The following is an 11,965-nucleotide window of genomic DNA, read 5'->3' as shown; positions in this document are numbered from 1 at the left end:
CGACAGATAACCGGATGTTCCACTTTGTCGGAGAGGTATAGGTTTGATAAATCATAATCAAAACGATAATTATACTGGCGGCCAAAAACGCAATATTCGTTTTAAAAAAGAATAGCAGTAACAACACTCCAATGTGGACTATTCCTATGACACGGTCAAGATTCATATCAGACCTCCTTACAATGAGGTGTAAATAGCTACAATGAATGAATTCCCTTTTTACAGATAAGTTCCATGTTACCCTCTAATTATTTTCGAAATTCCACTTTTTTGTTATAAAAACAAAAAAAGACAACCTCACGAATGGTCCCGAAGGAACACAAAAGGTTGTCTTACTGAAGTTTAGAATTTACATTTGCGGAATGACGGCCAGAACAAGCGCAAGGAACGATTCACGAACACGCTCTGTCGTTTCCATGACTTCATCATGGGACAACGGCTGATCGAGAATTCCGGCTGCCATATTACTGATGCAGGAAATGCCGAGCACTTCCAGACCCGCATGACGTGCCACGATCACCTCGGATACGGTAGACATGCCGACCGCGTCCGCACCGAGTGTACGCAGCATCACGATCTCAGCAGGTGTCTCATAGTTGGGACCCAGCAAGCCAGCGTATACGCCTTCACGCACGTTAAAACCTTGTGAAGCTGCTGTGTCCTTCGCCAGCGCGCGCAGACGGCGGCTGTAGGCTTCAGACAGGTCAGGGAAGCGCACGCCCATAGCCGGGTCATTAGGCCCGATCAACGGATTTTTGCCCGTCATGTTCAAGTGATCCGAGATCAGCATCAGATCCCCTGGCTCGTACGAAGTGTTCACACCGCCAGCGGCGTTTGTTACGAGCAGTGAAGATACGCCCAGCTCTTTCATGACACGTACAGGGAATGCTGTAAGCTCAGGACCATATCCTTCGTACATGTGGAAACGGCCTTTCATCATAACGACCGGACGCCCTTTAATTGTTCCGACCAGCAGTTCTCCTTCATGCCCCTCTACAGTGGAGACCGGGAAGTGAGGGATATCCTGATAGGCAATGCTTACGCCATCTTCAATAAGGTCGGCCAAAATGCCAAGACCGGAACCCAAAATCAAACCGACTTCCGGCTTGATGGAGCTTTTGCTTTGAATGTAAGATGCAGCTTCCTGAATCATCTGTTGCGTTAATGCTGTCATTTCGATGTTCCCCCTTGAGTTGAAACTTCCGTCTGTGTCAGCTAGATGCATCATTCAGGAATTTTTTCTCCCGACTGATGCATTCGCTTATGTATAACGGCGTTTAAATGTGTACAGTTTATTTTATCCTAAATCAGCTAGATGTTCCGCATCTTTTATTGAAATTTTATCGTTAAAATCCAACTATTTTGCTCGCGGATGATGCGTTTCATAGATTTCTTTCATCGTTTTGCGGCCATGTTGCCCATATTGTTGTCCCGGCTGCTCCACATGGCCCAGCATATCCTGCACCGCCCTTGTATCTGCCCCGCTTGCTATCAGATGGGCAGCAAAGGAATGCCGCAGCGTATGCGGCGTGATCTCTTCTGAAATCCCAGCATCCACTGCCGCTTTTTTGAGCAGCTTCCAGAAGCCCTGGCGGGTTAAACGTCTTCCGGACACATTGACGAACAGTGCCTGCTCGTCCGAGTCGGTTTTGAGCAGATGGTTACGAAAATCGTTAACATACACACTTGCCCAATGTGCTGCTGGTGCACCAATCGGCAGAATCCGTTCTTTGCCGGCACCTCCGCAGCGAATAAACCGCATACCGGGTTGAACATCCCGTATATCCAGTGCAATCAATTCCGAAACCCGAATTCCGGTAGCATACAGAAGCTCAAGCATGGCACGATCACGCACCCCTTGGGCAGAGTGAGTATCGGGCGAGGCCAGAAGGAGTTCAATCTCATTCACGGTTAACACCTGTGGCGGCGTTTTGTCAGCTTTCGGAGCCTCGACATCAAACGTTGGGTCCTGCAGAATCTCGCCTCGGCGCATTAAAAAATGAAAGTAAGAACGCAAGGATACAACGCTGCGAGCAATGGTCGCATTGGCACGCCCCGCCTGCTTAAGTTTGCCGATAAACAAGATAACATGCGTACGACGCACCTGCGCTGCATCACGGATACCATATTCCTTGTCTGCAAATTCGATGAACTTGTCCACGTCCCGAAGATACGACTCCAGCGTGCTGCTTGACATCCCTTTATCTTCTTCCAAGTATAAGGCATAGGCGTGTATCGTCTGTCTCATGCACAACGCTCCTCATCTGTCAGAATTGCCGAACTGGCAACCTGCTTCCGTATTTGCATCCCTGGCTGTCCGGGCTACTCCCCATACCAATAAAACAAACGGAGTCTCTCCGCCAGCGTAAGACGTGCTTCTCCATTGCCTGGCCAATCCGTCTCCTGAAATACTTTAACCGCATTTCCTGTTGGCATCTGATACTGATCCACTGGTGAGATCCAGCCGTTGAACAAATCCAGAACATGATAGAACAGATAAACCAATCCTGCAAATAATATAATAAATCGTATAAAACGAAGCCCTCGCCGCAGTGAAATAATCATGGGTTGTCCCCCTCCTGGTTTGAATCCGATTCATCTAGAATCAGGGTATGACGACAAACGCAGAAATATGACATTAGGGATAACCTCACATCACGTGCTGGACCAAAAAAGCTCTCCCGTCAAAACCGCCGGTGAGAGCTTGAAGATATGCTATGTTATTCTTCATCTTTGGGCTTCTGGTCATTTTTAGCTTTGCAACGGTAACAAATCCCATGAAAATCCAGTCGGTGATCTACTACCGAAAAGTTAAATTCCCGCTCCAGACGCTCTTCAAGCGGTCCAAGCCAGTCTTCACGTATTTCATCCATACTTCCGCATTGAACGCAGATTAAGTGATGATGGTGATGCTTGGATGTATCTCCGCGCAGATCATAACGCGCTACACCGTCGCCGAAGTTGATTTTCTCTACAACATGCAGCTCACTCAGCAGTTCGAGGGTACGGTACACGGTTGCCAGACCGATTTCGGGAGCTTTCTCTTTAACGAGCATGAATACGTCTTCCGCGCTTAGATGATCTTCTTCATTCTCAAGAAGTACTCTTACGGTGGCTTCCCGCTGGGGCGTTAATTTATAACCTTGGGACTGTAGTTGCTGCTTAATTTTATCGATCCGTGCTTCCATTTTCTCCCTCCCCCTAGGAAATCACTGCACACTGCAACTTAACCCACTTCTTTCATTATAGGGGGAGTGCGTAATTAAAGTCAACATTTTACACTATCCAGTTGGCGCTACGCCGGCAGCAGCATTGGCGTGACCCAGCGCATCATGGCGGGTGTTACCCAGGTTTCAAAAGAAGCGACGCCTAACAGCAGTCCAGCCATAACCAAAGTCAGCAGCACATAAGAGGCAAACGGTCTTTGTCCACCTGGAGCCCGCTGCATGAGAACGCGATTCCGAATGATATATAAGGAAAAGGTCATGGCCGACACACTGCAGATCAGTAATACCGGAATGACGAACAGATTATGCGGCGCGACAGATACCAGGGCAAACAGCAGCCCTTTCCAGGAATACTGTCCGACGAGATATCCAACGGTAAATCCGATCAGCACTCCTTTTAGAAAATCCAAAACTAATATACCCGGCAATCCGATAACGGATAGGCCCAGAATCCAGATGAGTCCAACCCATTTCAGATGAAGTATCGCTATATCCCAATAAGTTCCGGATTCAACGATCTGCCCGCTATGCTGGACTGTCATGAAAAAATTGCCCAGATAGCCCTCCAGATCCTGACGTTGTTCAAGAGACAGGGCATTAACCATCAAGGCACCAAAAATGACACCGACCAGAAACAAGACAGCTACAAATACATATAACGAGGTTTGACCTTTGAACGTGAAGTAGGAAGAACGCATACAGGTACGGGTCCCCTTTCCGGTTATCATGCTGCAGGATCTCTAAGAAATCCACACAGTCATTCTATGAACCGGAGTTCGTAGGTATGACTCCTTGTCCAGATACGTCCTATACTTCCTGTCTGCCAGTATTAGTCCATTTCTTTTCCAGCGACCTTGCCATAGGTTCCCCCGCCTCCAGATGACAACTCCAGTCGACCGTTTCGCGCAGCAACGATAAGACTAGCCAGAACGGGTCCAACAACACTTGCAAGCTCTTCTTCACTTGTACGATGAAGCACATTCATTTCCGTACCAAAGTGTTCCAGCAGCTGACGCAGCTTTGCTTTGCCCAAGCCTGGGATAAACTCAAGCGGCACCTGATAGTGATAGGGTGGCCTGAATTCAGGAACGTGAGGGCTCTCCCGATCTGCTATGGCCAGTATACGGTCCAGGACGCCCTGCACCAGCTTCATACTGCCACAATAGGGACAACGTTCCGCTGACATTGCCTGTTCATCCATGATGCTGCCACAGGCTGCGCAGTACGTGCGATGGTATTTGCCAAGCCTCGGATTCAAGCCGTAATTGGCCTTGATTTTTCTACCTTCCTCACCTTTCAGTGCCATGCTGAATTCGTCAAAAGAAGGATGAGCTATGTGCAGCTCATTATATTCCCTTCCGATTTTGCCAAGGGAATGCGCATCCGAGTTGGTTAGAAAAGGGAGCCGGTCAAGCTCCTGAATGTAGCTTGCCATGGATGAATCCGAGCTTAATCCCAGCTCCACGGCATCGATCAGGCTTGTATCCAGCACATCCGCCATACGCGGAGCTGTGCTGCCATAGATGCCTTTGTGAGGTGTGAAGGCATGTGCAGGGACGATGAGTCCTCCACGGGCCTTAATCTCGCCCTGCATTTCAAGGGAAGAGACATATACACGTTGTGAGCTGAGATTCACATTTTTCATATAACGTTTCATCCACTCCGTGAATGACTTCATCGTTTTCAAATCACGGAAGTAGGCAAGCATGTGATATTCCCGCATCTCCGGTTCGCGCAATTCGAGTTCAGTCCCGAGCAGAATCGTGGTGTCCTGGTAAGAAATGCCTCCATCCTCCAGTTCGGTCATCGTGCCATTCTCGAGCAACTGCTCGATATCCATCTGCACCACCGGTGAATGGCAGTCTATAACACCAAGCAAGTGAATTCCTTTTCGCTCTGAAGCTTCACGAGCAATATTCTCGAAAGTCAGGTCCCGGCTGCCGCTGATTTTAACGGCTTCACCACGGGACGTACGCCCAATATGGATATGCAGGTCTGCGTAACAAGAATCCCACGTGTTAGACGTTGTCTGCTGATCTGCCATCGTTAAAACCGCCCTGTCGTTCTGTACAGATCCCATGCGTACACAGCCATCATCGTTTTCGCATCACTGATCCGGTTCTGATCCATGAGCTGATACGCTTCCTCAAGCGTGATTTCAGATACTTCCAGAAATTCATCTTCATCCAGCGCCATGTCTCCGGCTTCCAGTTCCTCGGCGATGTACAAGTGAATGATCTCGTCCGCGAAGCCTGGTGACGTATAGAACGAACGCAGATGACGCAGCGACTTGGCTGCATAGCCGGTTTCTTCCCGTAATTCACGTGCAGCCGCAACCTCGGGCTCTTCTCCCGGATCGAGTTTACCTGCAGGTATCTCCACTTCGGTACGCCCCATCGCCTGACGATACTGATCAACTACCAGCATACGGTCTCCGTTCAAAGCAAGTACAGCTACCGCTCCAGGGTGACGGATGATCTCACGTGTTGCCGTCTGTCCATTAGGCAGCTTCACGGTATCGACCTGGAGAGAAATGACTTTCCCTTCGAAGATGGGCTGCGTAGAGACCGTTACTTCATCCAGCTTGGGATTAGACGGGTGTTCAGATCCAGTTTGGTTGGTTGGATTCATATATGATCAACTCCACTTTTTGAGATTTTATACACACGATACGTATAATCCCCAACTTTTTGGCATATCGTGAGCCTATAGCATATTCGAAAAATATAAAACAAAATCAGGGGGATATCCAATGAACAGTTATGTGACGCCGCAATCGGTACATGTGGTCGGACAAGCAAGGCAAGTCCAGCTTATACTCAAACAATGGCTGCGAGAATGGGGTCCTGATGCTAAACTAAGTGAATTGATTGCGGGACGAAAGTAATCCGTATTGGCTTCCCCTTCTCCCATGAAATATAACATGAATTCACAAAAAGTCCGAATCCGATGCTAACCGGGTTCGGACTTTTGCCAAGAGAGGTACCTGCTACCAAGGAATTACCTCTATACTATTCTTACTTGGTGCCAGAAGCCGTTTCCTGAATGATGGCTACGACAACCTGGGACAGTTTAACGATATCTTCGGCACGGATTCGCTCTTTCGTTGTATGAATGTCTTCATAGCCTACCGCCAGATTGACCGTCGGAATATTGAAGCCGTTAAAGATGTTGGCATCACTCCCACCACCAGAAGCGAAAGTACTTGTTTCCAGACCCAGGCCGCGAATGGCACGCTGTGCGAGTTGGACAACCTCATGCTCATCATGGAACCCAAAGGCAGGATACAAAATTTCGCTGCGGAATTCAGCCGTCGCACCATATTTGCGGCAGGTTGTTTCCAGCGCTTCACGCATCTGTGCAATTTGCTTTTCCACTTTTTCCTGCACGATACTGCGTGCTTCCGCTTCAATTTGTACAAAATCACATACAACGTTCAGTGCAGATCCGCCTTGGAACTTGCCAATATTGGCCGTGGTCTCATCATCGATCCGTCCCAGTGTCATGGCTGCAATGGCTTTCGCCGCCACTTGGATGGCACTGATGCCGTCTTCGGGGTTAACCCCTGCATGTGCAGATTTTCCATAAATGTTCATCTGAATCTCGGCTCTCGCCGGAGCAGCCACACAAATTGTTCCTACTGCACCATTGGAATCCAGTGCATAACCGAATTCAGCCTCAATATCTTTTGGATTCATTGCACGGGCACCAACCAGGCCGGATTCTTCGCCGACGGTAATGACGAACTGAATTTTTCCGTGTGGAATCTTGTTCTCCTGGATAGCCCGGATCGCTTCCAGCAGGGCTGCAATGCCTGCCTTGTCATCTGCTCCGAGGATCGTTGTGCCATCGCTGCGGATCCAACCGTCTTCCCCAAGCTCGGGTTTGATTCCCTGTCCAGGAGTTACGGTATCCATGTGGCAGGTAAAAAAGATCGGCGCAGCCTCCGGTGCACCATCCGCTTCCCAGGTCACGACCAGGTTTCCTGCTCCATGTCCGGTCTTCTCCATCGTGTCGTCTTCATATATGCTGAGACCCAGCTGGGTAAACTGTTCTTTCAATAGGTTAGAGATGTTATGTTCATTCTTCGTTTCACTGTCGATCTGCACCAGTTCCATAAACTGATGTACGACACGATCCTGATTAATCATAGGACTTTCCTCCCTCTCGTGGATACGGTACAATACAATTAATATGCTTGTTTATTTTTCATTTGTTGAAAGGAGTTCTCTCTTCATGCAAAAAAAGAAATGGTTCAAAATCGTGATCTATCTCATGCTGATTGCCATGATTGGGTCTACCCTTTTCATCGCTCTTGAACCTCTACTATTCGGATAGAATCTGAAGCCTTTGACTGTCTGAACTAGGGACGGACAATGGCTTCTTTTTCGGTTGTCCAGGTCATCTCATATGGAAAAATGCGTCCGAAGTATGGGACAATCTGCTGGGCAACTTGCTCTACGGTGTAGTTTCTGTCGGTGATGTCCTCCAGAGAGGTTACGCCGTACTGCTCTATGCCGCAAGGGATAATTCCCTGAAACCCTTCATGCTGAATGCCTGAAGTAATGTTAAACGCAAAGCCATGACTCGTCACGAATCCGCGCCGGTGTTTACAGCGGTTGAATTTCACCCCGATGGCAGCGATTTTCATATCTCCGATCCACACACCGGTGTATGCCTCTTTCCGGCCCGCCTCAATCCCCTCATCCGCCAGATAATCAATGATGACCTGTTCCAGACTGCGCAAATACCCATGTAAATCGAGAGCTTCATCACGGCCCAGTACCAAAAGTGGATAACCAACAAGCTGGCCTGGACCATGATAAGTAATATCACCGCCACGATCAATTTGAAACAAGGTAATTCCCTTTGCCTCCAGCTCGTCCTTGCTGAGAAGCAGATGCTCCGGATGATTCTGAGATCCGATTGTATAGGTGGGAGGATGCTGCAGCAGAAGCATCTGCTCAACTCCCTCACCTTCGTCCAGCTGCTGTACAATTGCTTTTTGGCGGTTCCAAGCCTGTTCATAATCAAGCATCGGTATGTATGTAACATCCAGCGGCTTGTTCATGATTCCCCCACACCCTTCTGCTTCATTGTCCATAATCATATCTGAGCGTTTAACCGCAGACAGCGGGAAAAGTGCACGGCCTCCGGCACATACACTTTCCCTTGAGATCCTATTTCATTAATACACCTTTGTTTCCATATTATAACCTTCAAGATTTTCTTTGACCCGCTGCAAGAACCGGCCGCAGATGACCCCATCCAGAATACGATGATCCAGAGACAGACACAGGTTAGCCATCGAACGAACCGCAATCATGTCGTTAATGACTACAGGCTTTTTCACGATAGACTCAAACGTGAGGATTGCAGCTTGTGGATAGTTAATAATCGGTTGCGAAAGGATGGAACCAAAGGATCCGGTATTGTTGACCGTAAACGTACCGCCTTGCATATGATCCAGCTTCAGGGTGCCTTCACGGGTTTTGCGGGCCAAATCTTCGATTTCACGGGCCAGACCCGCGATATTACGCTGATCGGCATGCTTGATCACAGGTGTCAGTACAGAGTCCTCCGTACCTACTGCCATAGACAAGTTAATATCACGTTTAACGATAATTTTGTCGACAGCCCAAACCGAGTTCATGATCGGATAATCCTTAATCGCATTGACAACACCCTTCATCATGAAGGAGAGGTACGTCAGATTAATGCCTTCCTTACGCTTGAACTCATCCTTGAGCTTATTGCGCAGCATGACCAGGTTGGTGACATCCACTTCAATCATGGTCCATGCGTGAGGAATCTCCGATACGCTTTGACGCATATTCCGGGCAATCGCATTACGTACAGGGGTAACATCGATAAAATATTCCGATCTTCCCTGGCCGCCACCTTCCACTTCAATCTGCGGGATTTTCGGTGATTCCGTCAAATGAATGCCTGAATGTCTCACTGGAACGCCTGCATCCGCCGCAGAAACTGCTTCTCTTGCGGAAATTCCCGTTTCTCCACCGCTTTTGTTCAAACCGCTAAACGGTGAAGCAGATGGACTAGCCTCAGAGAAAGTTTGTGTGGACGGTATTCCTGTTTGGCCTCCTTGAGCAATAACAGCAAGTACGTCCTTGCGTGTGATGCGTCCGCCTGCTCCTGTGCCTTGAATGCCCTGCAAGTTGAGACCATGCTCTGCTGCAAGTGACTGTACCGCAGGAGAGTACCGATTACGCATAGGCTGATTGGCATCATGACCTGCTGGAGTCACTGCTCCTTGCTGTACACTGTTCTGGTGGGATACTTGTGCCGCTTGCTCTGCCACTTGCTCATCATCCGCAGCTGCTACCTGCATACGGCAGATGGCTTCGCCAACAGCAATCGTGGTACCTTCTTCGACCAAAAGGTCACCCATGATTCCATCAACCGTCGACGGAATCTCTGCATTGACTTTATCGGTGATTACTTCACAGATTGGCTCGTATTGTTCAACCCGGTCGCCCGGTTTTTTTAACCATTTTCCAATGGTAGCCGAGACCAGCGATTCTGCCAGCTGCGGCATAATGACCTCGATCCATTTCATACGTTCAGCCATTTGTTATATCACTCCAAACTTTGCTTTTAACCTTTTTTTGAATAGATTGTCGAAACTTATGATCAACCGATTAATACTCCGCAAGTGTGCGCATGGCTTCCTTCGCTTTATCCTTGCTGAGCATGTAGAATTTCTCCAGTGTTGGACTGATCGGCATTGCAGGCACGTCCGGTCCACATAGGCGCTGAATGGGAGCATCCAGATCGAACAGGCACTCCTCGCTGATAATAGCCGCAACTTCGGCACCAACACCACCTGTTTTGTTGTCCTCGTGAACAATGAGCACCTTGCCTGTCTGACGAGCGGAAGCAATAATCGCTTCACGGTCCAGTGGCTGCAGCGTACGCAGATCCAAAACGTGGGAAGTAATGCCTTCTTCTCGCTCCAGCTCTTCCGCAGCCTGCATTACAAAATGCAGTGGCTGACTGTACCCGATAACCGTAATATCCGCACCTTCACGAAGCACGTTAGCTTTGCCGATCGGGACAATGTAATCATCCTCCGGTACGTCTTCTTTAATCAGCTTGTAACACTTCTTATTTTCGAAGAACAGTACCGGATCCGGATCACGAACGGCAGCTTTCAGCAAACCCTTGGCATCGTATGCCGAGTAGGGAGCAATGATTTTCAAACCAGGCGTCCCGAAGAAAATCGATTCCGGACATTGCGAATGATACAATCCTCCGAAAATCCCTCCGCCAATTGGCGCACGGATGACAATCGGACAGCTCCAGTCATTGTTGGAGCGATAGCGGATTTTGGCCGCTTCACTGATGATCTGGTTGGTTGCCGGCAGCATGAAGTCTGAATATTGCATCTCGGCAATCGGCTTCATACCGTACATGGCCGCCCCAATGGCTACCCCTGCAATGGCCGATTCGGACAAAGGCGTATCCATCACACGCATCTCGCCGAACTGCTCTTGCAAACCTTTGGTTGTGGTAAACACGCCGCCTTTCACACCGACGTCTTCACCCAGTACAAAGACATTCTCGTCTCGCTCCATCTCTTCTTTCATCGCAAGACGGATCGCATCAATATATTCCATAACCGCCATGATTACCGTCCCCCTTCTTCGCTGTCCGCATAAACGTGCGTCAGAGTGTCCTCAGGTTTTGGATATGGCGCGTTGTCTGCATATTCAGTCGCTTCTTTCATTTCCAGCGCGAGCTGGGAAGCCAGATCCGCATCCCGGGCTTCGTCCCAGATGCCGCAATCGATCAAATAGTTTTTCATCCGAAGGACGCCGTCCTTCTTCCAGTTCTCGTCAACCTCTTCCTTGGTCCGGTAAGCCAGATCATTGTCGGAAGTGGAGTGAGGAGACAAACGGTACATCATGGCTTCAATCAGGGTAGGGCCTTCACCGGCGATTGCACGGCGGCGCGCTTCTTTGACAGCAGCATATACTTCCAGCGCATCATTGCCGTCAACCCGTAGTCCAGGGAAGCCGTACCCCAGTGCGCGATCCGATATCTTGCCGCTAAGCTGCTTATGGACCGGAACCGAGATGGCGTACTGGTTATTCTCACACATAATAATAACAGGCAGCTTGTGAACTCCAGCGAAGTTAGCTCCTTCGTGGAAGTCTCCCTGGTTGCTTGAGCCTTCACCAAACGTAACAAAAGAAACAAATTCTTTTTTCTGCATTTTTGCTGCCAGTGCAAAACCTACGGCATGCGGTACTTGCGTAGTAACCGGGCTTGAGCCCGTAACAATTCGCAGCTTTTTATGACCAAAATGCCCCGGCATCTGACGGCCGCCGCTATTCGGATCTTCCGCTTTGGCGAACGCAGAGAGCATTAGCTCGCGAGGCGTCATGCCTACGGCCAATACGAAGCCGTAATCGCGGTAATAAGGTAAGTAATAATCGTGATCCCGGTCCAGTCCAAAAGCAGCGCCAACTTGCGCAGCTTCCTGACCTACACCGGATACGTGGAAGTTAATTTTGCCGGCCCGCTGCAAGAGCAAGCAACGTTCATCGAACTTGCGTGCAAGCAGCATGTATTTGTACATGTCCAATACTTCTCCATCGCTAAGTCCCAGCTGTTCATGCCGGTGGACCGCATCTGCAGTACCTTTTGAACTCATATGAGGTACCTCCTTTTAATCAGAGCCTTTGCCCGTCTTACAACCCGATCTTATAACC

General features: G+C 49.1%; 14 protein-coding genes. 2 read left to right on the top strand and 12 right to left on the bottom strand.

The genetic code is table 11. From position 1 onward, the window contains the following. Nucleotides 1–349: 349 nt before the first annotated feature. The 7 genes from ABGV42_RS25730 to ABGV42_RS25700 form a co-directional block, all read right to left on the bottom strand. Nucleotides 350–1,174, bottom strand: coding sequence for a purine-nucleoside phosphorylase (locus tag ABGV42_RS25730; protein WP_347384269.1), 825 nt, complete (start codon nucleotides 1,172–1,174; stop codon nucleotides 350–352). Between the two features lie 183 nt (nucleotides 1,175–1,357). Continuing rightward, nucleotides 1,358–2,248, bottom strand: a complete 891-nt coding sequence (locus tag ABGV42_RS25725; RefSeq protein WP_347384268.1) for a tyrosine recombinase — start codon at nucleotides 2,246–2,248, stop codon at nucleotides 1,358–1,360. A 74-nt stretch (nucleotides 2,249–2,322) separates the two neighbouring features. Next, a complete protein-coding gene (locus ABGV42_RS25720; protein WP_347384267.1) occupies nucleotides 2,323–2,565 on the bottom strand; it encodes a DUF4227 family protein in 243 nt (80 codons plus the stop codon). A gap of 155 nt (nucleotides 2,566–2,720) precedes the next feature. Then, nucleotides 2,721–3,188 carry a Fur family transcriptional regulator gene (locus ABGV42_RS25715; RefSeq protein WP_024630961.1) on the bottom strand — a complete coding sequence of 156 codons (468 nt, stop codon included), beginning with the start codon at nucleotides 3,186–3,188 and terminating at the stop codon, nucleotides 2,721–2,723. A 107-nt stretch (nucleotides 3,189–3,295) separates the two neighbouring features. Beyond that, entirely contained in the window at nucleotides 3,296–3,925 is a 630-nt protein-coding gene (gene spoIIM / locus ABGV42_RS25710; RefSeq protein WP_127537951.1) for a stage II sporulation protein M, read from the bottom strand. 131 nt (nucleotides 3,926–4,056) lie between these two features. After that, nucleotides 4,057–5,271 (bottom strand): endonuclease Q family protein, encoded by a 1,215-nt coding sequence (locus tag ABGV42_RS25705; protein WP_347384266.1) that lies wholly within the window; start codon nucleotides 5,269–5,271, stop codon nucleotides 4,057–4,059. Between the two features lie 2 nt (nucleotides 5,272–5,273). Then, nucleotides 5,274–5,858: an NUDIX hydrolase gene (locus ABGV42_RS25700; protein WP_347384265.1), complete on the bottom strand. Its 585-nt coding sequence runs from the start codon at nucleotides 5,856–5,858 to the stop codon at nucleotides 5,274–5,276. A 121-nt stretch (nucleotides 5,859–5,979) separates the two neighbouring features. Here ABGV42_RS25700 and ABGV42_RS25695 point away from each other — a divergent pair, with 121 nt between their 5' ends. Continuing rightward, nucleotides 5,980–6,114, top strand: a complete 135-nt coding sequence (locus ABGV42_RS25695; RefSeq protein WP_347384264.1) for a Z-ring formation inhibitor MciZ — start codon at nucleotides 5,980–5,982, stop codon at nucleotides 6,112–6,114. 130 nt (nucleotides 6,115–6,244) lie between these two features. Here ABGV42_RS25695 and ABGV42_RS25690 read toward each other — a convergent pair whose 3' ends face one another. Then, nucleotides 6,245–7,378: a M20/M25/M40 family metallo-hydrolase gene (locus ABGV42_RS25690; protein ID WP_347384263.1), complete on the bottom strand. Its 1,134-nt coding sequence runs from the start codon at nucleotides 7,376–7,378 to the stop codon at nucleotides 6,245–6,247. Between the two features lie 85 nt (nucleotides 7,379–7,463). Here ABGV42_RS25690 and prli42 point away from each other — a divergent pair, with 85 nt between their 5' ends. Next, a complete protein-coding gene (gene prli42 / locus ABGV42_RS25685) occupies nucleotides 7,464–7,565 on the top strand; it encodes a stressosome-associated protein Prli42 (protein WP_095290480.1) in 102 nt (33 codons plus the stop codon). A 25-nt stretch (nucleotides 7,566–7,590) separates the two neighbouring features. On the opposite strand, the gene lipB is transcribed toward prli42, so the two are convergent. The 4 genes from lipB to ABGV42_RS25665 form a co-directional block, all read right to left on the bottom strand. Continuing rightward, nucleotides 7,591–8,298, bottom strand: coding sequence for a lipoyl(octanoyl) transferase LipB (lipB, locus tag ABGV42_RS25680; RefSeq protein ID WP_347384262.1), 708 nt, complete (start codon nucleotides 8,296–8,298; stop codon nucleotides 7,591–7,593). A gap of 117 nt (nucleotides 8,299–8,415) precedes the next feature. Beyond that, on the bottom strand, nucleotides 8,416–9,819 hold the full coding sequence (locus ABGV42_RS25675; RefSeq protein WP_347384261.1) for a dihydrolipoamide acetyltransferase family protein: 1,404 nt from the start codon (nucleotides 9,817–9,819) through the stop codon (nucleotides 8,416–8,418). 70 nt (nucleotides 9,820–9,889) lie between these two features. Then, nucleotides 9,890–10,876: an alpha-ketoacid dehydrogenase subunit beta gene (locus tag ABGV42_RS25670; protein ID WP_095290475.1), complete on the bottom strand. Its 987-nt coding sequence runs from the start codon at nucleotides 10,874–10,876 to the stop codon at nucleotides 9,890–9,892. A gap of 2 nt (nucleotides 10,877–10,878) precedes the next feature. Continuing rightward, a complete protein-coding gene (locus ABGV42_RS25665) occupies nucleotides 10,879–11,907 on the bottom strand; it encodes a thiamine pyrophosphate-dependent dehydrogenase E1 component subunit alpha (protein WP_347384260.1) in 1,029 nt (342 codons plus the stop codon). Nucleotides 11,908–11,965: the final 58 nt, after the last annotated feature.

Origin of the sequence: Paenibacillus pabuli, from assembly GCF_039831995.1 — a bacterium.
Taxonomy (GTDB): Bacteria; Bacillota; Bacilli; order Paenibacillales; family Paenibacillaceae; genus Paenibacillus; species Paenibacillus pabuli_C.
This window is presented reverse-complemented; position numbering and strand designations above follow the sequence as displayed.

Bases quoted from the DNA above. Each gene is read 5' to 3' on its own strand.
- ABGV42_RS25665 (WP_347384260.1), bottom strand. From the start codon at position 11,907: ATGAGTTCAAAAGGTACTGCAGATGCGGTCCACCGGCATGAACAGCTG.
- ABGV42_RS25705 (WP_347384266.1), bottom strand. From the start codon at position 5,271: ATGGCAGATCAGCAGACAACGTCTAACACGTGGGATTCTTGTTACGCA.
- ABGV42_RS25725 (WP_347384268.1), bottom strand. From the start codon at position 2,248: ATGAGACAGACGATACACGCCTATGCCTTATACTTGGAAGAAGATAAA.
- ABGV42_RS25715 (WP_024630961.1), bottom strand. From the start codon at position 3,188: ATGGAAGCACGGATCGATAAAATTAAGCAGCAACTACAGTCCCAAGGT.
- ABGV42_RS25670 (WP_095290475.1), bottom strand. From the start codon at position 10,876: ATGGCGGTTATGGAATATATTGATGCGATCCGTCTTGCGATGAAAGAA.
- ABGV42_RS25700 (WP_347384265.1), bottom strand. From the start codon at position 5,858: ATGAATCCAACCAACCAAACTGGATCTGAACACCCGTCTAATCCCAAG.
- lipB (WP_347384262.1), bottom strand. From the start codon at position 8,298: ATGAACAAGCCGCTGGATGTTACATACATACCGATGCTTGATTATGAA.
- ABGV42_RS25695 (WP_347384264.1), top strand. From the start codon at position 5,980: ATGAACAGTTATGTGACGCCGCAATCGGTACATGTGGTCGGACAAGCA.
- ABGV42_RS25720 (WP_347384267.1), bottom strand. From the start codon at position 2,565: ATGATTATTTCACTGCGGCGAGGGCTTCGTTTTATACGATTTATTATA.
- ABGV42_RS25690 (WP_347384263.1), bottom strand. From the start codon at position 7,378: ATGATTAATCAGGATCGTGTCGTACATCAGTTTATGGAACTGGTGCAG.
- ABGV42_RS25675 (WP_347384261.1), bottom strand. From the start codon at position 9,819: ATGGCTGAACGTATGAAATGGATCGAGGTCATTATGCCGCAGCTGGCA.
- ABGV42_RS25730 (WP_347384269.1), bottom strand. From the start codon at position 1,174: ATGACAGCATTAACGCAACAGATGATTCAGGAAGCTGCATCTTACATT.
- spoIIM (WP_127537951.1), bottom strand. From the start codon at position 3,925: ATGCGTTCTTCCTACTTCACGTTCAAAGGTCAAACCTCGTTATATGTA.
- prli42 (WP_095290480.1), top strand. From the start codon at position 7,464: ATGCAAAAAAAGAAATGGTTCAAAATCGTGATCTATCTCATGCTGATT.